Source organism: Streptomyces sp. NPDC058469, assembly GCF_042721125.1.
GTDB lineage: Bacteria > Actinomycetota > Actinomycetes > Streptomycetales > Streptomycetaceae > Streptomyces.
In genome coordinates, this window is record NZ_JBHXME010000008.1 from 14932 (window position 1) to 37271 (window position 22340).

A 22340-nucleotide genomic window follows, 5' to 3' on the forward strand; every position below is an offset into this window, starting at 1 on the left:
GCCCTGATCGGCCTCCAAATCCTGTGCGCGCGGGGGACGTTGGCGACCTACGCCGTGTTCCGGAAACGCCCGCTTCCCCATTCACCCGGCACACCCAATCCCCATCCCCCCGGCAAGTCTGCCCCCGACTCTGCCCCTACGGACTTCCCACCCCCGGCCGCCCATCAGGTAAGAGGGAAGAGCACCCGTAACAGGCAAGGGCACCCGCCGACCAGAGGGGAACCGCAGATGCGCATCCAGGGAGAGAACCGCCCGAGCGGTGACCGCGCCGGCGGACGCCCCGCGCCTCGGCCCGCGTCCCGACCCGCCGCCGCCCTCCCCCCGCTCACCGCGCTCCAACAGTCCGCCGGAAACGCCGCGGTGAGCCGCGCGATCCAGCGGGCCCGGGACGAGCAGCGCGCCGACGAGCAGCGCGGCGAAGGGCAGCACAGTGGGCCGGAGACAAGCGCCGCCGAGGGGGCGGTGCCGGTGCAGCGGCGGGCATCCGTCGTCGACGCCGTCGGCTCCCCGGGACGCCCGCTGGAGCCCCGCATCCTGCAGCGCGCCGAGCAGGCGTACAGCATGGACTTCGGCCACGTACGCGTGCACAGCGGCCCCGTCGCCCAGCGTTCCGCCGAGGAGCTCGGCGCCCTGGCCTACACCACCGGTTCCCACATCGTGCTCGGCGGCAACCGCGTCGAGGACGAGGTGATGTACGAAGAGGTCGACCACGTACGCCAGCAGGCCCTGGGGCCCGTGCCCGGCACCGACAACGGCCAGGGCGAGAAGGTCTCCCACCCGGACGACCCGTTCGAGAGGAGCGCCGGCGCCAACGGCCGGAAATTGGCCAGGGGCGCCGCTCCCGAACTGTCGCTGCCCGGGGCCGCCTTGGATGGTGGGGCGGTGCAGCGCAGCGTGGACGGTGACCTCCCCGTCCAGCGGGCGGACCGGCCCGGCCCGTCGACCATGCCCCCGCCCCACACCACCACCCCGCCGATCACGGCCTCACCCCCGGTCATCGTCCGTCTCGCGCGGCTGCTCGTCGGCGGCGGTGAACAGGAGGCCGGGAACAAGGAGGTACGGGCGGTCATCCACAGGCGGGTGCGCGGTGGCCCGAGCTTCACCGACCAGGAGCTGGAGGCGATCAAGGCCGTGGAGTCCGAGGACCCCAAGTGGCTGAAGACCGTGGGCATTTGCACCACCACCGAGGCCGACGCCTACATCAAGGCGGGCGACTTCCACAACTGGCTCCAGCAGCCCGAGGGCAAACGTCTCCTCGTGGCCACCCTGCGCTGGCGCCAGAACGTCGAGGAGCGCGGCCAGGGGAAGTCACCGGACAAGCCCACCCGCTCGGACTACCAACTCGGCCACCACATGGCCATGCACGCCGAGGAGACCCCGCAGTCCGAGAAGGACCAGCTCACGGGGGAACGGAACAACCAGATCTTCCAGACCTTCGTGAAGACCATGCTCCCGCCCGGTATCAGCGACGACGTACCGGACGCGGGCAAGCACCGGGAGCGGGTCCAGCGCGGCACCGAGGTGCTGACCAAGATCTTCCTGCTCCTGAAGGAGGGGCTGAAGGTCTTCAACCCGGAGGCCGGCATGCACGAGGACTTCAAGGACGACGTCGCCCACGCCCTGGCCTACGGCGGACGCGTCAATATCCGCATTCCGCAGCTCGCCAACGGTCAGCACGGTTACGAACTGCCCCAGTGGCTCCACATCACCAAGGAGGACCCGAAGCCCTGGCAGCTCAAGTCGACGCCCGAGAAGCCGGTGTACCGGCGCGGGTTCGGCACACATCACCTGGAGATCGGCGACAACAGGGCGGACGGAACGCGCGGCGGCTTTGTGGAGAAGGGCGAAATCGGGGCCACCGTGCAGAACTGGCTCGACCCCCACAGCCACCTCTACGGCCTGCCCGTGGCCACCGGAGGCATGGGAAACACCGACTACCACGGCGACACCATCCTCCCGAACGAGTCGTACGGGCACATGTTCATGGGGTACAAGCCCCCGACCGACAAGCGCGACGGGGGACTTCAGGTCGGTCTGGAGACCGCCGGGCCCGGTGGCAGGACCCCCGACGGCTACCAGCACGGCATCACGAGCAGCGAGAAGAACAACAACCCGGTGAGCCAGTTCGGCGGACACAAGGACGACAAGGTCGGTGCCGACGCCCCCCTCGGTTCGAGCCAACGCCACGTCGATCTGAAGGACTTCGGCAACTGGGTGCAGAAGCTGAAGGACCTGGAGGAGGACTGGAAGGCCGCACTGGACAAGGCCAAGACGTCCGAGGAACGCGCCGCCCTGTACCGGGACTTGATCGGCAAACGCAGCAACGTCGGTTCGTGAGAACGTAGTTCGTCTTCTACGGTCGTCACCCGCGCGGAGACCACACCGGGGCGGGTGACAGCCGTACGGACAGGGCTACTTGCTGCAGGCCGCCCCGTTGAGCGTGAACCCGTACGGCGCCGAGTTCTTGCTGTTGTCCCACGTCCCGAGGAAGCCGAAGGTGAAGCTGCCGTCCGCGGCGACGTTCTTGTTGTAGTCGGCGGCGGTGGCGCTGACCCGGGAGCCGTCCTGGGCGACGGTCGCGTCCCACATCTGGGTGACCTGCTGGCCGTCGCGGTAGGACCAGGCGACGCGCCAGGTGTCGAGGGCCTTGGTGGTGGTGACGGTGATGGCGGCCTGGAAGCCGTCGGGCCACTGGTTGACGAGGTCGTACGTGACGTCGCAGCTCACCGGCGTGGTCGCACCCGAACCCGAACTCTTCGTCGGGGCGGGTGAGTTGCTCGCGGTGGCCGAGGCGGTGCCCTGGGGTTCCGTGTCGGGGTTCTTGTCCCCGGAGTCGGTCGCCGCCGTATCGCTCGCCTCGGGCCGGGTGGACGGCGAGGACGTGCCCGACGGGTGGGCTCCGACGGACGACAGGGTGGGGGCGGGATCCCCCACCGGCTGGCGGTCGGCGTTGTCGCCGGCCGCGTTGTCGTGCCCGGAGCCGCCCATGGGCATCATCGACACCCCGAGCGCCACCAGCGACAACAGGACGGCGGCGGCGAGCAGTCCGTTGCGTACGAGGCGCGCCTTGCTCGCGCCCTCCTTCGGCTCCCCGGCCTCCAGTTCGGCCACGGGACGCCCCGCGCCGAGCCGTACCTCGGCGGCCCGGCGGCGGCGCTCCAGATAGGCGAGCCCGCCCCAGCCGATCACCCCGCCCGCGAGGGCCGCGGGCAGTCCGCCGCCCGCCAGCCGCAGGCACGCGGCCGCTTCCGCGCACTGCACACAGGTGGCGAGGTGCCGTGAGAGGTCCTCGGGCGTGTCGGCGGCCGGTGAACGGGTCACCGCGTCCAGCAGCCGGGCGTAGCTGCGGCACTCCGCGGCCATCGGTGTGTCGAGGTGGCTGCGGTGGCAGCGGTCCCTGAACAGGCCCCGTACCTGGGCGAGTTCACTGGAGACGAGCGCCGGGTCGAGGGCGAGACGGCGGGCCACGACGGGCAGCGGCAGCGCCTCCACCTCGGCCAGCCACAGCAGCGCCGCGTCCGCCTCCTGAAGGTCCCGCAGACCGCGCAGGGCGATCGGGCGCTGCAACGGCATGCCGTGGTAGCGGGCCGCCTTCTCCGAGTTGAGCCACAGCCGCAGGTCCGGGTCGAGCCGGTGCCCCCGCCCGGCGAGCTCCCACGCGGCCGCCGTGGTCCGTACGGCGGTCAGCAGCAGCGGTATCACCGGCAGCACCCGGCGGGCCGGTCCGCGCATCGGACCGGACCCGGCGGAGCGGGCCTCCTGGATGCCAAGTGCGAAGGCCTCACTGGCCAGTTCGGTGGCCGAGGCGGCTCCGGACGTGCACAGGTCGGCGTAGGACAGCACGGCGTCCCAGCTGTCGGTGAACAGCGCTGCCTCAGCGGCGTCCTGAGGAGTCGGCAGGTCGGGCATGGGTCTCCTGCATCCACGAATGACGGCCAACTAGCTCTGACAGTAGGCAAGTTGGAGGGGGGCTGCCTCGTGACAGGGCCAGAGCCTTTCACGCACCCCACACAACTGACAAGCCGCGTATTCAATTGCGGTCACCGTCAGTCGTCCTCTGTGCAGTTGTACGTGTCCGAGCCTCTCCCGGCTCACCCGTCGCAGGAGTTGGCCACACCGTTACCTTACAAAGGCGCGGGCTCGTCGGCGGGGAGACTGTCCATGAAGGAGCTGACGGAGAACACCGCGCGGCCGGGGCCCGGTTCGCCGTATCCGGGCGGGGACTTGAGCCCGAAGTCCTCCATCGTCGAGCGGTAGGCCTGCAGCAGGCGGATGTGGTACTCCAGCGGAGCGCCCTGCGGATTGGCCTTGCCCAGCGGGGTGGTGGGCTCCGGGCACCAGGTCGTGAAGCGGGGCGTGATGCCGTGCGACATGAAGAAGCGCAGGCCCTCGGTCGTGGAAGCAATCGCCTCGTCGACGGTCGTGAAGCCGAACGGCTCCGCCATCTCCACCCCCGCGACGAAGTTGGGGATCACGTTGCGCGCGCCGAAGATCTCCGCGGAGTCCAGGATGCGCTTGTGCCACTCGTCGCGGCCGACGTACCGCTCCTTGCCGGGGCAGTGCAGCTTGAAGAGGTACTCGTCCCACACCTCGTAGTTGGGGTGGTAGATCTGCACGCCGTAGTCCTTGAAGCGCTGCACGTCGTCCTTCGGCAGCGCCTGGGCGACGACCTTGCCGATCCAGCGGCCGGGGAAGCGCTCCTCGATGGCCTTGGCGTAGTGGCCGTAGAAGTCGGCCTCGTCCCGCCCGGCGACGGTCTTGGTGATCGCGCCGCCGGTGAGGGTGTAGGCGGTGGAGGTCTTCGCGGTGTCGTAGCGGTCGATGATCTCCAGGGCTTCGAGGACCTCCTCGACGTCCTTGACCCCTGTGTACGGGCGGCCGGCGGCCTTGTGCTGGCGCCAGTTGTGGTTGATGTCGCAGTACTGGCACTCCTCCTTTGCGCCGAAGTACTGGCAGACGCGGAAGACGGTCAGGTAGATCAGGTAGCCCCACTGGATGGTCGGGGCCACCTCCATGACGGACTTGCCGTTGGCGAGCTTGTGCCGGTAGTACTCCGGCATCGGAGGCACACCGACGTCCGCGATCCGCTTCCCGTCGAGGTAGAGCCCGAGGACACCGTCCTCGTCGGAGGCCACGCGGTACGGCGACGTCGGGTTCACGCGCACGGAGACGACGGTCCGTCGCAGGTCGTACGGGCCGCCCGTGAGGATGATCTCCTCCGGCGGGCGCCTCAGCGCGGCCTCGCCCAGCTCCGGCAGGGTGCCGTGGTCGAAGGAGAAGATGAAGTACGACTTCGGCTTGACCTCGCCGTCCTCGTTGTCGCTGAGCGCGGACGGGTCGAAGGCGACACCCCCGCGCAGCAGGTCCTCCTTGAAGACGGCCTCCCGCGGCACATCCGGAAAGCGCTCCATCAGATCCTCGACCAGCGCGGTGCGGCTGCCCATCCCGTGTCTCCTCCCGGCTCAGGCGCCCTGCTCAGGCGTACGACTCCTCACGGTATGCCTCCGGCGGTTGGGCGGGGGGAGCGGGGGGCCGGTGTGGTGCGGTTGGGGCGGGTTTGGCGGGGCGGCCGGGCCGGGGGTGGGGGCTCGGGTTGTCGCGGGGTGCGGGTGCGTTGTGGCTGGGCGCGTCCTCGCGGCGGAGCCGCATATCGACACAGCCCCGCGCCCCCAAGGGCATGGGGGTGGGCGGGGTTGGGGCTTCCGGGCCCGGGCAGAGATCGTTGCCGGGTCAGCCCTGCCCGGTTCCCTCGCGGCGCGCGATGTGCTCCGGTGCCGGGATGCCCGGTGGCAGCAGGGGGTCCGGCACGGGCGCGCCCCAGGTCGAGGTCAGCGGCAGCGTTCCCGCCCACACGCCCAGCTCGGCGTCCGGCCCGTCCCCGTCGTCGGGCCCACCGGTGCGGATCTTGACCGACGCCTCGTCGAGGGAGAGGGCGAGCAAGGTGGTCGCGGCGAGTTCCTTGCGATTCGGGAGTCGGGCGTACGACCACTGTCCCGGCGTCGCGTGTTCGGTGAGGCGGCGCAGGCCGGCCAGCTTCTCCTCCGGGTCGGTGACCTTGCGGGGCACCCCGTGGATCATCGCGCTGCGGTAGTTCACCCCGTGCTCGAAGACCGACCGGGCGAGGACCAGCCCGTCGACGTGCGTGACGGTGACGCACACGGGGGCACCGCCCGCGAGGCTACGACTCGCGACGGACCCGTGGAAATACAGCTGCCGCCCGTCCCTCCCGTACACCGTGGGTACGATGACCGGCCGCCCCTCGATCACGACCCCCAGGTGACAGACGAAACCGGCGTCGAGAATCGCGTCCAGGTCGGCTCGGTCGAGGCTGCCCTGGTCGGCGAGGCGGCGGTGCCGGGTGAGGTCGGTCTGCGGGAGACGATCGGTCATACCGCCGGAGACTACCGATCCAGTACATCAAAGGCCATACATCCATCGAATGCCGCATCCATCCGGCGCCGGTACAACGAAATCCGAAGCATTGACGTCTCTGACATTTATCGTCAGAATTGTCAGCATGAGCAAGCGGGACGACATCGTCACAGCGGCCGTCGACGTCTTCAGCCGGTACGGGTTCCGGCAGACCTCGATGGAACTCCTCGCGCGGGCCGCGGGCGTGTCCCGGCCGGCGCTGTACCAGCACTTCGCGAACAAGCAGGACGTCTTCGCCGCCGTCGCCGCCCGTGTCACCGACCTCACGACGGACGCGGCCCACCACGCCCGCGACGCCGAGGGGACACCGGCCGACCAGGTCTACGGCGTGCTCTCGGTGAAGCTTGAGACGGTGATCGGTGTCACGGAGGCACGGTTCCGGCAGGAGCTGGTCGCGGAGGCCGCCGCGATGGGACTGGCCTCGGTCGAGGACCGGCTGCTCGATGCCCTGGTGGACCTGCTCGCCGAGGCTCCCGAACCCCGCGAGACCGCCGCGCTCCTGCTCGCCTCGACCGTCGGCATCGGCCAGTCCGACGGCACGCCGGAGGTGCTCCGCGGTCGGCTGCGCCGACTGGTCGACCTCGTCATGAACGGCCTCAACACCACGCCGCCCCAAAGGAGTTGAGCACCATGATCGGTACGCTTGCCCTCGGTCTCGCCGCGGGATTCTGCGCGGGGAACGGCCTCCCGTACTACGTGATGGGCAGCACCGGCGAGGGCCTCGGCCCCGGGCCGTTCCGCCCCTCCGCCACCACCAACGTCCTCTCCGGCTGGGTGCTGATCGTCGCCGCGGCCGTCTGCTGGCACTACACCGATACGCAGGCACATCGGCTGCCGACTTATGCTGCGGCAGCAGCAGGAGTCCTCCTGGTCGGGCTGATCCACGCCCGGCTGTGGCGCACCGACCCCTGGGGCAGAACACGCGAACGCACGCTCCCGGAGGGACGACAGGCATGACGGAGACGGTCACCAACTGGGCCGGCAACATCACCTACGCGGCGAAGGAACTCCACCGCCCGCACACACTCGACGCCCTCAGGACCCTCGTGGCCGAGAGCGCGCGGGTACGGGTGCTGGGCAGCGGCCACTCCTTCAACGAGATCGCCGAGCCGGGCCCCGACGGCACCCTGCTGTCGATCGCCGCACTGCCGCCCGAGTTCGACGTGGACACGACGGCCCGTACGGTACGGGTGTCGGGCGGCGTCCGGTACGCGGAGCTGGCCCGCCGGGTGGACGGGCACGGGCTCGCGCTGCCCAACATGGCGTCCCTGCCGCACATCTCCGTGGCCGGTTCGGTGGCGACCGGCACACATGGCTCGGGCGTCGGCAACGGCTCGCTCGCGTCGGCCGTCCGTGAGGTGGAGATCGTGACGGCGGACGGTTCCACGGTCACGATCGCGCGCGGCGACGACCGCTTCGACGGCGCCGTGACCTCCCTCGGCGCACTCGGTGTCGTCACCTCGCTCACCCTCGACCTGGAGCCGGCCTTCGACGTCGAGCAGTACGTCTTCACCGAACTGCCGCTCGCCGGGCTGGACTTCGAGACGGTGGCGGCGTCGGCGTACAGCGTGAGTCTGTTCACCGACTGGCGGGAGCCGGGCTTTGGGCAGGTGTGGCTGAAGCGGCGCACCGACCAGCCACCGGTCGACTTCCCGTGGGCCGCGCCCGCGGCCGAGGCGCTGCACCCGGTGCCGGGGATGCCCGCGGTCAACACCACCGAGCAGCTCGGGGTGCCGGGGCCGTGGCACGAGCGACTGCCGCACTTCCGGGCGGAGTTCACGCCGAGCAGCGGGTCGGAGCTGCAGTCGGAGTATCTGCTGCCGCGGTCTGCCGCGCTCGACGCGCTGTATGCGGTCGACGGCATCCGGGAGACGGTCGCCGGTGTACTGCAGGTCTGCGAAGTGCGGACGGTCGCCGCCGACGCGCAGTGGCTGAGCCCCTCGTACGGGCGGGACACGGTGGCGCTGCACTTCACCTGGATCGAGGACACGGAGACGGTCCTGCCCGTGGTGCGGCGGCTGGAGGAGGCACTGGATGCCTTCGACGCGCGGCCGCACTGGGGCAAGGTGTTCACCACTCCGGCGGAGGTGCTGCGCGGGCGCTATCCGCGGCTCGGCGACTTCGCGGCGCTGGCGCGGGACCTCGACGCGGAGGGCAAATTCGCCAACTCCTTCGTCCGGGACGTCTTCGGTGACTGACTTTGTACAGCCCCTTTCCTAACCCCTTGTCGAACGTCGCCCGCTGCCCATAGCCTTGCCGCGCGCCGGTGCCGTCGTGCCTCGGCATGATGCGAGGGGGAAGGGATGGCGACCGCTCCGGCACTGTGCCTTCCCGGGGGACAACCCCCGGACCCCCGGCAGGAAAAGCACTCGTACACCCGGTGCTTGCCGGCGAGGGGAGCTCGATGAAACGGCGCGGCACATCACGCGACATCCGAACCGCGAACCGCTATGAGGTGCTGCGTCAGATCATCGCCGAATCGCCCACCTCCCGGCAGGAGTTGGCCGCCGCCACCGGGCTGAGCCTGGCGACGGTGGCCACGCTGGTCGGTGAACTGCTCGACCTGCGGATGATCACCGAGGTCGGTTTCGAGGACTCGGCGGGGGGCCGCCCGCGCGGTCTCGTGGCGGTCAACGCGTCGGGGGCCGCGCTGATCGGCGTCGACATCGCGGAGACGTACGTCCATGTCGAACTCTTCGACCTGGCACTGAACGTGCTGGCCCGCGCCGACGAGGACATGCGCCCTGGTGAGAGCCTGCCGGAACAGGTGGTCAGCCATGTGGCCGCCGCCGTCGGCTCGGTGGTCGCGCAGGCCGGCATCGAGGGCGCGCGGGTGCTGGGCGTCGGGGTGAGCGTGCCGGGGCAGGTGGACCGCGACACCGGTGTCTCGGAGTACGCGCCCAACTGGGACTGGCACGACGTGCCGTTGCTCGACCTGTTGTCCGAGGTGATCGCCTATCCCCTGTACCTGGACAACCCGCTGCGGGCCTGCGCGGTCGCCGAGATGTGGTTCGGGGCGGCGCGCGGGCGCGGGGACGCGGTGGTGGTGAACCTCGGGACCGGCGTCGGCGCGGGGCTCGCGCTCGGCGGGGCGCTGTACCGGGGGGTGAGCAACAGCGCCGGCGAGTGGGGCCACACCACGCTCGTCCTGGACGGGCGGTTGTGCCGCTGCGGCAACCACGGCTGTGTGGAGGCGTACGTCGGCGCGCCCGGAATCATGCTGAACCTACGGGAGTTGAGCCCGCGCAGCCCGCTGCTGCACCCCGAGGACCAGACGGCCACCATCGACGCCCTGGCCCACGGCGTGGACGCGAACGACCCCGTGGCCCTCAAGGTCGTCCGGGAGACGGCCCGTTACGTCGGCGCGGGCATCGCCAACCTGGTCAACATCCTCAACCCCGAAGTCGTCGTGCTCAGCAGCTGGGTCGCCCGCAGGCTCGGCGAACCCCTGCTGCACGAGGTGCGCGAGGCCGTCCAACGGCACGCGCTCAGGCGGCCGTTCGCCGCCACCCGGATCGTCCTCTCCCCCATCCTCACCGACCCGGCGTGCCTGGGCGCGGCAACGTTCGCGCTGGAAGGGGCACTTCAGTCGGCCGGGCAGCGGGGCGCGTCGGTGTCGAGGGCACGAGCGCGCGGAGGCCCGAAGGGCTGAGCACAGTCGTGCCCTCGACACCGACTTGGGCGCCCTCGCACAAAAAGGCACAGCCAGGTAAGCGCACCACCCCCGCAAGGAGCCGTATCGCACCACCTTCATGACGACGGAAGGGATGCACGTGACTCACCGCCACCCCAGGAGATCGATCCTCGCGACAGCGGCAGCCGCATTCGCTGTCACCGGGGCCCTGCTCTCCGCGCCGCCCGCGAACGCCGACGGCGTCGCACCGGCCGAAGTCTCTCCCCACGCGGCCCAGACCATCGACAACATCGGCGCGTCCGGCGCCTGGTGGGTCAACGACCTGCAGAACTTCACGCCCGCGGTCCAGGCCCGGGTGGCCCAACTCCTCTTCTCGTCCAAGGGGTTGGACCTCTCCTCGTACCGCTACAACATCGGCGGTGGCGGCGCGGCGGTCACCACGTCGGCTCGTGCCGCCCAGGACTTCCTGAACGCCGACGGCACGTACGACTGGAGCAAGGACAAGGGCGGCCGGACGTTCCTCAAGTACGCCGCGAAGTACGGTGTCCAGGATCTGATCGGGTTCGTCAACAGCGCGCCCGCACAGTGGACGACCAACGGGCAGAGCTGCGGCGGCCGGTTGAAGCCGGAGAACGAGAGCGACTACGCGAAGTACATCGCCGACGTCACCGCGCACTTCGCCCGGCAGGGCGCGAAGTTCGACTACATCAGCCCCTTCAACGAGCCGAACAACGACTTCGGCGACTGCGGCCAGGAGGGCATGCAGGTCACCGTCGACCAACGCGACGACATCGTGCGGGCGTTGGGCGCCGAGCAGCGGGCCCGGCACCAGAAGACCTCGATCATCGCCGACGAGTCGAGCAGCACGGTCAGCTTCACCACCGAGGTCCCGCAGTGGATCTCGCAGCCGGACACCGCACAGTACGTGTCGAAGCTCGCGCATCACACGTACAACAACCCGAACGACGGCCAGTTGGGCAATGTCTACGAGACGGCGAAGACGGTCGGCAAGCCCTCCTGGGCCACCGAGATCTGCTGCTTCGGCAAGGGCAGCACGGGCTGGAACCAGGAGTACGACCCGACGATCGACAACGCCCTGCTGATGTCCCGCATCATCTACAAGGACTTCGCGACCTCGCACGACTCGGCGTTCCAGTGGTGGGTGGCCCTCGCCAGCGGCTACGGCACGGACCCGGCCGCGCGCAACGACGTCGGCTGGAACGACGGGCTGATCTACTACGACCCCGACTACGCGACGAACGGCAACCAGTCGCTGTACTTCACCAAGCGGTACTACGCGCTCGGCCAGTACAGCAAGTTCGTCACACCGGGCTCGGTCGCGCACAACGTGACGGGAGCGCCGAGCGGTGTCGAGGTGAGCTCGTACGACCGGGACGGCAAGTGGGTCGTCGTGGTCAACAACCAGAACGCGACGGACACTTCGCTGAACCTGCACTTCAACAACAGGACGCCGGTGCGCGCGACGCAGGCCGTACGGACGTCGGCCACGGAGAACTGGGCGAAGGTCGCCGAGCCGGACGTCAGCGGCTCCACGGTGTCCACGACCCTCGCCGCCCGCTCGATCACGACGTACGTCTTCGACCAGAAGGACCGTAAGGGACACGGGAGTTCGGCCGTGACCGGCGCCCTCCAGGGCAGACAGTCCGGCAAGTGCCTGACGGCGGACACCTCGGGTGCCGCGCTCGGCACCTGCACGGGCGGGGCCGAGCAGGTGTGGTCGTACGACGCGAAGGGCGGCCTGAAGAGCGCCAACGGGTATCTGACGGTGGGGAGTTCGGGGCTGACGACCTCCGCCGACTTCACGGGTGATCCCGGCCAGCGATGGCTGCTGAACGGCAACGGCCAGATCCTCAGCGAGGCGTCCGGGAAATGCCTCGACGTGAGCGGGCAGGCGACCGCCGACGGCAGCGAAGTGATCCTCTACAGCTGCAACGGCGGGGCCAACGAGGCCTGGTCAAAGGTGTAATGACCACCTGAACGCGTGGTGCGGGCCGCCTCGACGGCGGTCCGCACCTTCGTCACGTCCGGTATCCCGAACGCTACACAACGCTTCGAACAGCCTTCGTCCAACCCCTTGCCGAAGGCTTAGGCGAAGGTTAACGTCCCGCACCGCACCTCGATTTGGGCCACGTGCCGCCGAGCCGTGGAGCCGCAGCCGCGCGAGAGACAAGGACGTCACCATGTCGGCAATGAGCAACAGCAACTGGTCCCGCCGATCGATATTCCGGGCGGCCGCGGGGATGGCCGCCGCGGGCACGCTGGCCGCTTGTGGCGGCAACAACGGGCGGGGCGGGGGCTCCGGTTCGGGCAAGCAGCTCGTCCAGTACTTCCACGCCTACGGCGAGGCGGGGACCGAGCAGGCGATCAAGAAGTACGCGAAGGCGTACTCGAAGGCCAACGTGACCACCAACTGGATCACCGGCACCAACTTCGAGGCCAAGCTCTTCTCGTCCCTGCTCACCAAGCAGGCACCGGACGTCTTCGAGTTCCACCCGCAGCTGCAGCTGGTCAAGAGCGGTCAGGTGGCCGACCTCAGCGACATCATCGATCCGGTCAAGGACGACTTCAACCCGGCCGACATCAAGTCGCACACGGTCGACGGCAAGATCTACGGCATCCGGATGATCGACGACCCGCAGTTCTTCTACTACCGCAAGTCGATGCTGGAGAAGGCCAAGGTCGAGGTGCCGACCACGCTCGACGAGCTGCTGGAGGCCGCCGCCAAGCTCACCACCGGCAAGGTCAAGGGTGCCTTCCTCGGCAACGACTTCACCGCCGTCCAGAACAACGTGATCTGGTCGGCCGGCGCCGACACCCTCGACGCGAGCAACCAGATCGCCTACCACACGGACGGGGTCGTCCAGGGCCTCAAGCAACTCCGTCAGTTGTTCACCAGCGGGCACGTACTGCTGGACGCGCCGACCGACTTCTGGGATCCGTCCTCGCTCGACCAGGGCCTCTGTGCCATCCAGTGGGGCGGCATGTGGTCCATGCCGGCGATGCAGAAGGCACTCGGCGACGACCTGGGCGTCTTCCCCTTCCCGAGCATCGGCAGCAGCGGCAGGCAGTCGGTCTACAACGGCGGTTGGTCGATGTTCGTCAACGCCAAGGGCGCGAACGTCGAGGCGGCCAAGGAATACGTCAAGTGGCTGTGGATCGACCAGAAGAAGTACCAGGAGGACTGGGCGCTGTCCTACGGCTTCCACATCCCGCCGCGCACCTCGATCGCCAACGAGGCCACCGAGCTCAAGTCCGGCCTGCCCGCCGAGGGCGTCAAGCTCTTCACCGACTACGGCCACTTCGACAACATCGGCTTCGACCAGACCATGCTCACCGCGTTCGGTGACGTGATCGCGAACTCCGTCCGCAAGAACGGCAACCCGGAAGCCGCGCTCGACGCCTGCGACAAAAAGGTCGACGTCGAGCTCAAGAAGCTGTTCGGATAGGCCGGCGGACGGAACCCGAGATGTCGACCACCACCACACGCGGGGTCGCGCAGCCCGCCACGGCCAAGGCCTCCCGGGCCCGGCCGCGGCGGGGGCTGCGGGGCAACGCCACCCTGAACTTCTGGCTCTTCACCGGCCCGTTCCTCATCGGCCTGGTGATCTTCGTCTTCGTCCCCATCGGATGGAGCATCTGGCTCAGCTTCTTCGACGCCCGCTACACCGTCACGCCGAGCCATTTCATCGGCTTCGACAACTACAAGCAGATCCTGACCAACAGCAACTTCCCTGATTCGCTGCTGACGTTCACGGTGTTCGCCGCGTTCATCGTGCCGACCACATGGGCACTGTCGCTGGGCCTGGCGCTGCTGGTGAACCAACTGCGGTTCATGCGGGCGTTCTTCCGGTCGGTGTTCTTCCTGCCGACCGCCGTCTCGTACGTCGCCGCCGCGCTGATCTGGAAGATGTCCATCTTCAGCGGCGTCCGCTTCGGTCTGATGAACACCGTCCTCGGCTGGTTCGGCGTCGACAACGTCGCCTATCTGGCGAACCCGAGCCCGCCCTGGTACTGGCTGGTCATCGTGAGCCTGCGCCTGTGGATCCAGGCCGGCTTCTACATGATCCTGTTCCTGGCGGCGCTGCAGAACATCCCGGCGGAGCTGTACGAGGCCGCCGCCATCGACGGAGCCAAGCCGGGCTGGCAGACCTTCCGGTACATCACGCTGCCCCAACTCCGCGCCACCTCGACAGCGGTGATCCTGCTGCTGCTCATCGCCGCCTACCAGGCGTTCGACGAGTTCTTCAACATCATCGGAACCAAGGCGACTTGGGCCCAGACCCCGCTCATGGAGCTCTACAAGACGGCCCTCGGCACCAGCCAGGACTACGGCGCCGGCAGCGCGGGCGCGGTCATCCTGTCCCTGCTGATCTGCGTCGTCACCCTCGCCCAGGGCAGGATCATGGGCTTCGGAAGGGGGGAGGAGGCCAAGTGACCACCACCGCACCGCAGATGGGCAAGAACCGCAAGAAGCGCGGCGGCATCCTCGGCAACACCGGCCTGTACCTCGCCGTCGGCGTCGCCGCCCTGCTCTTCCTGCTCCCCTTCTACCTGATCGTCCGCAACGCCCTCTCCACGGACCCGGAGATCACCGGCGAGAACTGGAAGCTGCTCCCCTCCTTCCAGTGGGGCAACATCTCCGAACTGTTCGACGACCAGACCGTCCAGTTCGGCCGCTCCCTGTGGAACTCCACGGTCGTCGCCGTCCTGATGACCGTGGGCACACTCCTGATCTGCTCGCTGGCCGGCTACGGCCTGGCCCGCATCCCCTACAAGCACTCCAACAAGGTCTTCTACGCCGTCCTGGCGACCCTGATGGTCCCCACAGCCGTCACCTTCGTGCCCAGCTTCGTCCTCGTCTCGTCCCTCGGCTGGGTCGACACCTACCGGGGCCTCATCATCCCGGGCCTCTTCAGTGGTTTCACCTGCTTCCTCTTCCGGCAGTACTTCCTGGGGTTCCCCAAGGAGTTGGAGGAGGCGGCACGCGTGGACGGGCTCGGTTACTGGGGCGCGTACTGGCGGATCGTCGTGCCCAACTCGCTGAACTTCTTCGCGGCGATCGCCACGATCACGTTCATCAGCGGCTGGAACGCGTTCCTCTGGCCGCTCGTCATCGGCCAGGACCCGGACTCCTGGACCGTCCAGATCGCCCTGTCGTCGTTCATGACGAACCAGACCGTCAACTTCCATCTCATCTTCATGGCCACCGCAGTTTCCATCCTGCCCCTGGTCTTCGTGTTCCTCTTCCTCCAGCGCTGGCTGGTCCAGGGGATCGCGCAGACCGGCATCAAGGGCTGACACCCGCATCTCACGACCTGGAGACCGATGACTTCCAGCACCGCCGCCGACTATCTCGAGGACGTCTCCCCGGGCAGCGGAGCCCTTCCACCCCGCGCCCGGTACGCGTCCTCGGACGCGAAGTCACTGTCACTGAACGGCAGTTGGCGTCTGCGTGTGTCGGCGACGGCCGACGCCGAGGACGACTCGTTCGCCGGGGAGGGCTACGACGCCGGGGACTGGGCCGAGGTCACAGTCCCCGGCCACTGGGTCCTGCAAGGGCACGGCTCCCCCATCTACACCAACCACCTCTACCCCTTCCCGGTCGACCCGCCGCGCGTCCCGACCGAGAACCCGACCGGCGACCACCTCCGCACCTTCGACCTGCCGTCCGAGTGGCCCTCGGACGGCGGGGCCGTACTGCGCTTCGACGGCGTGGAGTCCTGCGCCCGCGTCTGGCTGAACGGCACGGACATCGGCGAGTTCAAGGGCTCCCGGCTCCCGCACGAGTTCGCGGTCGGGCATCTGCTGAAGCCGTCCGGCAACGTCCTGGCCGTCCGTGTCCACCAGTGGTCGGCCGGCTCGTACCTGGAGGACCAGGACCAGTGGTGGCTGCCGGGCATCTTCCGTGACGTCACGCTGCTGCACCGCCCGGCGGGCAGCGCCCTCGACTTCTTCGTGCACGCCTCCTACGACCACACCAGCCGCGAGGGCACTCTCCGCGTCGACTCCGACGTCGACGGCCGCGTCACCGTGCCCGCCCTGGACATCGATGTCGCGACGGGCGAGTCGGTCACCGTACCGGTGCGGGCGTGGACGGCCGAAACCCCGTACCTGTACGACGGGTTGCTCACCACGGAGGGCGAACGTGTCCCCCTCCGCGTCGGCTTCCGCACCGTCGAACTCTCCGACGGCCTGATCAAGGTCAACGGGAAGGCGCTCCTCTTCAAGGGCGTCAACCGCCACGAGTGGCACCCGGAGAAGGGCCGCGCCCTCGACCTGGAGACCATGCGCGAGGACGTGCTGCTGATGAAGCGGCACAACATCAACGCCGTCCGCACCTCGCACTACCCACCGCACCCCGACTTCCTGGACCTGTGCGACGAGTACGGCCTCTGGGTCATCGACGAGTGCGACCTGGAGACCCACGGTTTCACCGAACAGGCCTGGCGCGACAACCCCGTTGACGACGACCGCTGGACGCCCGCCCTGCTGGACCGCGCGGCCCGCATGGTGGAGCGCGACAAGAACCACCCGTCGATCGTCATCTGGTCGCTGGGCAACGAGGCCGGCACCGGTCGCGGTCTCACGGCCATGTCCGAGTGGATCCACGGCCGGGACCGCTCACGGCTCGTGCACTACGAGGGCGACATCAACTGCCGTGACACGGACGTCTATTCACGGATGTACGCCGACCACGCCGAGGTCGAGCGGATCGGCCAGGGCCTGGACGGCGGCACCCACAGGCGTCGTCAACTCCCCTTCATCCTCTGCGAGTACGCCCACGCCATGGGCAACGGCCCCGGCGGACTCGCCGACTACCAGCGCCTCTTCGAGTCGTACGACCGGCTCCAGGGCGGTTTCGTCTGGGAGTGGATCGACCACGGCATCAAGGACGAGCGGTTCGGCTTCGCGTACGGCGGTGACTTCGGCGAGGAGCTGCACGACGGGAACTTCGTCTGCGACGGTCTGGTCTTCCCGGACCGCACCCCCTCCCCCGGCCTGGTCGAGTACAAGAAGGTGGTCGAGCCGGTCCGGATCACGGGCGACGGCGCGGACGGCACCGTACGCATCACCAACGCGTACGACTTCGCCGACCTGTCCGCCCTGGCCTTCGCGTGGTCGTACCAAGTGGACGGCGAGACAGTTGAGGCGGGCACCCTGACGGTGCCCTCACTCGCCCCCGGCGAGTCGGCCGACGTGAAGCTGCCCGAGCCGCCCGCAGGGTCCGACGGCGCCGAATCGCAGTGGACCGTAAGGGCGTTGCTGGCGGCCGACACCGCGTGGGGTCCCGCCGGCCATGTCATCGGCTGGGGCCAATTCCCGGTCGCGGCACGCCCGTTGCCGTCCGTCTCCGCCCTCGCCGCGCCCGTGCCCGGGGAGCGGCGGATCACGCTCGGCCCTGCCACCTTCGACGCCCGTACCGGGGAGTTGAAGACGATCGGCGCGGTCGACGTCACCGGTCTCCGCCTCGACGTATGGCGGGCGCCCACCGACAACGACGACGGCGCGTCCTGGCAGACGGACGTCCGATTCGGTCTGCTCTGGCGCAAGTTCGGCCTGCACCGCATGCGACACCGCCTGGACGGCGTGGAGTTGAGCGAGGACGCGCTGACCGTACGCACCCGGGTGGCGCCCGCGGCCTGGGAGATGGGCCTCGCCACGGTGTACCGCTGGACCTCCGACGGTTCACGCCTGCGGCTGACGGTGTCCGTGGCGCCCGAGGGCAACTGGACGGTCCCGCTGCCGAGGCTGGGCATCCGGTTCGGAATCGACGCGAGTGCCGACCGGGTGCGGTGGTTCGGCGGCGGTCCCGGCGAGGGATACCCCGACACCAAGTCGGCGTCACTGCTGGGCCGTTGGGAGTCCACGGTCGACGATCTCCAGACCCCCTACGTCCGCCCGCAGGAGAACGGCGCCCGCCCCGACGTCCGTTGGGCGGAACTGGGCGGCCTGCGGATCGACGGCGACCCGGAGTTCTGGTTCACCGCCCGCCGCTGGACGACTGAGCGGTTGGACACGGCCGAACACCGCACCGACCTCACCCCGGGCGACACGGTGTGGGTGAACCTCGACCACGGCCAGCACGGCATCGGCTCGCAGTCCTGCGGCCCGGGCCCGCTTCCGCAGTACTTCCTGAAGGCCCAACCCACCGAGTTCTCCTTCGTGTTCTCGGAATCCGTGTTCTCGGAATCCGTGTTCTCGGAATCCGTGTTCTCGGAAATCCCGGAGACCAGTTGACTGAGACAGTCATGAAATCGCCTGCGGCCGACCGGCTCTTCAGCCGGCCGGCCGCGGTCGCGTCCTGCGTCGGCTTCATCCTCATCGGCATGCTCCAGGCCCTCTACGGCCCCGCGATCCCGGGCCTGCGCCACGAGTTCGGCCTGTCCCCCTCAACCGCCGCCCTCGGCCTGAGCCTGCACTTCGCGGGCGGGGTCGCCGGTGTCCTCGCCTTCAACGCGATCCACTCCCGGATCAGCAACAGGGCGCTGCTGGCATGGAGTTACGGCCTGATGGCGGCGGGCGGCGCGGGTTTCGCACTCGCGCCGGACTGGCCCCTCGCCCTCGCCGCCGCGTTCCTCGGCGGCCTCGGCTTCGGCGGGATCGACTACGGCCTCAACCAGCTCTTCGCCGTGGGCTTCGGCGACCGATCCACCGCCATGCTGAACGTGCTCAACGCGCACTTCGGCATCGGCGCGGTGCTCGGCCCGGCGGTCGTGGCCTGGCTCGGCCCGGACGACTACCCGTACGCGTTCGGAGCGTGCGCGGTGCTCGCGGCCATGCTGGTGTTGCTGGGCTCAAGTGGCGTACGTACACGTGTATCTGACGCTCCACCAGTGATGACGGAAAGCAGAAGCCTGGGCCTGTCCCGCGTCCTCGTCGGCTTCCTCGTCCTCTACATCCTCAATGTGGCCGTGGAGGCGGGCGTCGGTGGCTGGGAGCCCACGCATCTGGAGACTGTCGGCTACACCGCGACCGTGGCCGCATCCGCGACCTCGGTGTACTGGCTGATGATGACGACGGGCCGCTTCCTCGTCGTACCGATCACGATGCGCTACGCCCCCGAGCGCATCCTCGCGGTGTGCGCGGCCGGGATGACGGTGTGTCTGCTGTTGACGCTGATTAAAGGAGTGGCACCGGTGGCGTATGCCGGTGTTGGCTTGTTCATCGCGCCGGTTTTTCCGACGGGGCTTTCGTGGCTCAACACGGCGCTCCCCCAGGCCAGGCGCGCCGGGGCGTGGGTGATCGCGGCCTCGAATGTCGGCGGGGTGGCGGCTCCACCGCTGCTCGGCGTCGGGATCGAGGCCTCCGGGATCCACGCGGTGCCCTGGCTGTTGACCGTGTTGTCGGGCGCGTCGCTGCTGGCGACGCTCCGGCTCATCCGACTGACGAGGAGGTCCGCGTCATGAACGCTCTGTTCCGGCTCACCCGAAGGCTGATCCAGTGAGCGCGAGCAGCATCGAGGTGAGGGGTCTGTCCCGCACCTTCCACACGACCGTCCGGCGGCCGGGTCTCGTCGGCGGTCTGCGCTCTCTCGTCAACCCGGATCGCGTGCCCAAGCACGCCGTCTCCGATGTCACCTTCGACGTCGCCCCGGGCGAACTCCTCGCCCTGCTCGGCCCGAACGGCGCCGGCAAATCCACCACCATCAAGATCCTCACGGGCATCCTCCGGCCCACCTCAGGCGAGGCCCGGGTCGCAGGGGTGGTGCCGTACGAGGAGCGGGAGCGCAACGCCCGTAACATCGGGGCGGTGTTCGGGCAGCGGACCCAGCTGTGGTGGGACCTGCCGGTGCGCGAGTCGTTCGCGATCCTCCGGGACATCTACGAGGTACCGAAGGCCCAACACGCGGCCCGGCTGCGGGAGTTCGACGACATTCTCGAACTGTCCGCCTTCTGGGACACCCGGGTCCGCCATCTCTCCCTCGGCCAGCGGGTGCGCTGCGACCTGGCCGCCGCCCTGCTGCACGACCCGCCGGTCGTCTTCCTCGACGAGCCGACCATCGGCATGGACGTGGTCGTGAAGGAGCAGGTGCGGGAGTTCCTGCGGCACCAGGTGGAGGAGCGCGGCCGTACGGTCCTGCTGACCACGCACGACATGACGGAGGTCGCCCGGCTTGCCGAGCGGGTCGTCCTCATCAACCACGGCCGGCTGGTCCTGGACGGCACCCTCGACGAGATCCGCCGTACATTCGGCTCGACCTGGCAGATCCGCGCGACCCTCGCCGACGCGCACGCCGAGGTCGCACCTCTGCCGGGCATCGCCCTGGTGCGGCGGGACGGCCCGCAGGTGGTCTTCGGCCCGGACGGAGCCGAGGGGCCGACCGTCAACCAGGCGCTGAAGCAGGTCATCGAGCGGTACGAGGTGACCGAAGTCGCCATGGACGAGGCCGAGTTGGAGGACGTGATGCGGGCTGCCTACGTCCAGGCCGGACCGCCGGCCAAGGAGGCCTGACATGGCCGCCCTGCACGCCTGGCGCGCCGCCCGCGTCACCCCGCTCGGCGAACTGCTCGCCCCGCCCCGCATCACGGCCGCCCTGCTCCGCCTGACCGTGCAGGTGGTCCTGGTGGCGTCCCTGTGGCGCGGCCTGTACTCCCACACCGGCGCCACCGCCGGACTCACCCGCGACCAGGCGGTGACGTACGCCGTGCTGGCCGTACTGGCCTCCCGGCTACGGGAGTTGGACCAGTACGCGGGCCGGGACACGGTCCTTCAGCACATGCACTTCGGCACGATCATCTACTGGTACCTGCGCCCGCTGCCGCCGCAGCGCTACTACGCGCTGCGGGCGTTCGGCGAGCAGATGTACGGACTGGCCTGGGCACTGACGGGCTACGTCGTCTGCCTCGCGGCCGGGGTCGTGGACCCACCCAAGTCACCTGCCGTGGCAGGGGTGTTCGCGCTGAGCATGCTGCTGGGCCAGCTCGTCCTCTACTACGTCATGCTCGTCATCGACCAGTTGTGCTTCTGGACGCTCCGCAACGGCGCCGCGATGCTCATCCTGATCTTCGCGCAGAACCTGCTGTCCGGGGTGTACGCGCCGCTGTGGTTCTTCCCGGACTGGTTCATCACGATGAGCCGCTTCCTGCCGTTCCAGGCGACGCTCAGTGTGCCGCTGTCGATCTATGTGGGCCGTGTCCCGTTGTCCGACGCGGGGGCCCAACTCGCCCTGCAGGCCGTGTGGGTGGCGTCCCTGTCCCTGTTCACCCGGTTCCTGTGGCGGCGCGCCGCCCGCCGGGTCGTCTCGCAAGGAGGTTGATGTCCGTGAAAGCCGTCCGGATCGTGTGGCGTATCACGCGCCTCAACTTCCGTGCCCAACTGGAGTACCGCACCGAGTTCTTGCTGATGATCGCGATCGGCGCGATCTGGCAGGTGTCGGTGATCGTGTTCGCGACGGTGCTGCTCACCCGGTTCGCCGGCATGGGCGGCTGGGACAGCTCGGACGTGCTGCTGATCCCGGCGACACGGATGCTGGCGCACGGCCTGATGGTGCTGTTCCTGGGCCGTATGCACGGCATCGGCCGGTACATCCAAGAGGGCCGCATCGACATCTACTTGGTGCGCCCGATGCCGGTCCACCGCCAGGTCCAACTGGAGTACTTCCCCACCAACGCGATCGGCGACCTCACGGTGGCGACCGGCCTGATGATCGGCGCGCTCAGCCGCAGCCACCTGGACTGGACGGCCGGCCGCACCGCGTATCTGATCGCCGCGCTCCTGGGCGGCATGCTCCTGGAGGCTGCCCTCTTCACGGCCGTGGGCAGCGCCTCCCTCCGCTTCCCGTCCGCGGACTACTGGAGTCGCTGGCTGGAGGACCTCCTCGGCACCTTCGGCAGCTACCCGCTCAACGTCCTGCCCCGGGCGGTGGGCGGCTTCCTCACCTACGCCCTTCCGCTCGCGTTCGTCGCCTACCTCCCGGCCGCCGTACTGACCGGGCACGGCCACGACACCGGCGTCCCGTACTGGCTGGCGGCGGGCTCACCGCTCGTGGGCGTACTGGCGTATCTCGGGGCGCGGCTGCTGTGGCGCTGGAGCCTGGGCCACTACACGGGGGTGAACGGGTGACCGCGACCGCGGCCCCGTCCGACTTACGGGCCCGACTCGCCGCCTGCCTGGTCTTCGTCATCTTCGGCTCCACACAGGGGAGTTGGATGGCGCGCCTGCTCGCGGAGGCGACGAGTCTGCGGGTGGCGTTGGCGTCGTTGGCCGTGGCGGGGAGGGCGTCGATGGCGTGACCCAGGTCACGTAGAGGTCG

The 22340-nt window shown here is 69.1% G+C and carries 18 protein-coding genes; 15 read left to right on the plus strand and 3 right to left on the minus strand.

Annotated features, from left to right (window positions below; all coding sequences use genetic code 11):
* Positions 1–228 precede the first annotated feature (228 nt).
* A complete protein-coding gene (locus ACFWP5_RS06940) occupies positions 229–2337 on the plus strand; it encodes a DUF4157 domain-containing protein (protein ID WP_384151418.1) in 2109 nt (702 codons plus the stop codon).
* Between the two features lie 75 nt (positions 2338–2412).
* Here the strand turns inward: ACFWP5_RS06940 and ACFWP5_RS06945 are convergent, their stop codons facing one another.
* From ACFWP5_RS06945 to ACFWP5_RS06955, 3 genes are all read right to left on the minus strand, one after another.
* A complete protein-coding gene (locus ACFWP5_RS06945) occupies positions 2413–3909 on the minus strand; it encodes a cellulose-binding domain-containing protein (protein WP_384151422.1) in 1497 nt (498 codons plus the stop codon).
* Positions 3910–4124: 215 nt separating this feature from the next.
* On the minus strand, positions 4125–5444 hold the full coding sequence (locus ACFWP5_RS06950) for a radical SAM protein (protein ID WP_384151425.1): 1320 nt from the start codon (positions 5442–5444) through the stop codon (positions 4125–4127).
* 286 nt (positions 5445–5730) lie between these two features.
* The gene (locus ACFWP5_RS06955; RefSeq protein ID WP_384151428.1) at positions 5731–6390 is read right to left on the minus strand and encodes a pyridoxamine 5'-phosphate oxidase family protein; all 660 of its coding nucleotides are present in this window, start codon (positions 6388–6390) and stop codon (positions 5731–5733) included.
* A gap of 127 nt (positions 6391–6517) precedes the next feature.
* Here ACFWP5_RS06955 and ACFWP5_RS06960 point away from each other — a divergent pair, with 127 nt between their 5' ends.
* From ACFWP5_RS06960 to ACFWP5_RS07025, 14 genes are all read left to right on the plus strand, one after another.
* On the plus strand, positions 6518–7057 hold the full coding sequence (locus ACFWP5_RS06960; RefSeq protein WP_384151431.1) for a TetR/AcrR family transcriptional regulator: 540 nt from the start codon (positions 6518–6520) through the stop codon (positions 7055–7057).
* Positions 7058–7062: 5 nt separating this feature from the next.
* On the plus strand, positions 7063–7389 hold the full coding sequence (locus tag ACFWP5_RS06965; protein ID WP_384151434.1) for a hypothetical protein: 327 nt from the start codon (positions 7063–7065) through the stop codon (positions 7387–7389).
* On the plus strand, positions 7386–8630 hold the full coding sequence (locus ACFWP5_RS06970) for an FAD-binding protein (RefSeq protein ID WP_384151437.1): 1245 nt from the start codon (positions 7386–7388) through the stop codon (positions 8628–8630). The genes ACFWP5_RS06965 and ACFWP5_RS06970 overlap by 4 nt, the downstream gene beginning before the upstream one ends.
* Before the next feature lie 206 nt (positions 8631–8836).
* Positions 8837–10084, plus strand: coding sequence for an ROK family transcriptional regulator (locus ACFWP5_RS06975; RefSeq protein WP_384151440.1), 1248 nt, complete (start codon positions 8837–8839; stop codon positions 10082–10084).
* Positions 10085–10199: 115 nt separating this feature from the next.
* Positions 10200–12053 carry a glycoside hydrolase gene (locus ACFWP5_RS06980; protein WP_384151442.1) on the plus strand — a complete coding sequence of 618 codons (1854 nt, stop codon included), beginning with the start codon at positions 10200–10202 and terminating at the stop codon, positions 12051–12053.
* Positions 12054–12267: 214 nt separating this feature from the next.
* Positions 12268–13533: an ABC transporter substrate-binding protein gene (locus ACFWP5_RS06985; RefSeq protein WP_384151445.1), complete on the plus strand. Its 1266-nt coding sequence runs from the start codon at positions 12268–12270 to the stop codon at positions 13531–13533.
* Between the two features lie 20 nt (positions 13534–13553).
* The gene (locus ACFWP5_RS06990; protein ID WP_384151447.1) at positions 13554–14522 is read left to right on the plus strand and encodes a carbohydrate ABC transporter permease; all 969 of its coding nucleotides are present in this window, start codon (positions 13554–13556) and stop codon (positions 14520–14522) included.
* Positions 14519–15385: a carbohydrate ABC transporter permease gene (locus tag ACFWP5_RS06995; RefSeq protein ID WP_384151450.1), complete on the plus strand. Its 867-nt coding sequence runs from the start codon at positions 14519–14521 to the stop codon at positions 15383–15385. The genes ACFWP5_RS06990 and ACFWP5_RS06995 overlap by 4 nt, the downstream gene beginning before the upstream one ends.
* Before the next feature lie 27 nt (positions 15386–15412).
* On the plus strand, positions 15413–18325 hold the full coding sequence (locus ACFWP5_RS07000) for a glycoside hydrolase family 2 TIM barrel-domain containing protein (protein ID WP_384151454.1): 2913 nt from the start codon (positions 15413–15415) through the stop codon (positions 18323–18325).
* An 11-nt stretch (positions 18326–18336) separates the two neighbouring features.
* Complete coding sequence (locus ACFWP5_RS07005; protein ID WP_384151457.1) at positions 18337–19494, plus strand: MFS transporter; 1158 nt, start codon at positions 18337–18339, stop codon at positions 19492–19494.
* Positions 19495–19528: 34 nt separating this feature from the next.
* On the plus strand, positions 19529–20539 hold the full coding sequence (locus tag ACFWP5_RS07010) for an ATP-binding cassette domain-containing protein (RefSeq protein WP_384151460.1): 1011 nt from the start codon (positions 19529–19531) through the stop codon (positions 20537–20539).
* 1 nt (position 20540) lies between these two features.
* On the plus strand, positions 20541–21344 hold the full coding sequence (locus ACFWP5_RS07015) for an ABC transporter permease (protein ID WP_384151463.1): 804 nt from the start codon (positions 20541–20543) through the stop codon (positions 21342–21344).
* Positions 21344–22150 carry an ABC transporter permease gene (locus ACFWP5_RS07020; RefSeq protein WP_384151466.1) on the plus strand — a complete coding sequence of 269 codons (807 nt, stop codon included), beginning with the start codon at positions 21344–21346 and terminating at the stop codon, positions 22148–22150. Before ACFWP5_RS07015 ends, ACFWP5_RS07020 begins: the two co-directional genes overlap by 1 nt.
* A complete protein-coding gene (locus ACFWP5_RS07025; protein WP_384151469.1) occupies positions 22147–22320 on the plus strand; it encodes a hypothetical protein in 174 nt (57 codons plus the stop codon). Before ACFWP5_RS07020 ends, ACFWP5_RS07025 begins: the two co-directional genes overlap by 4 nt.
* Positions 22321–22340: the final 20 nt, after the last annotated feature.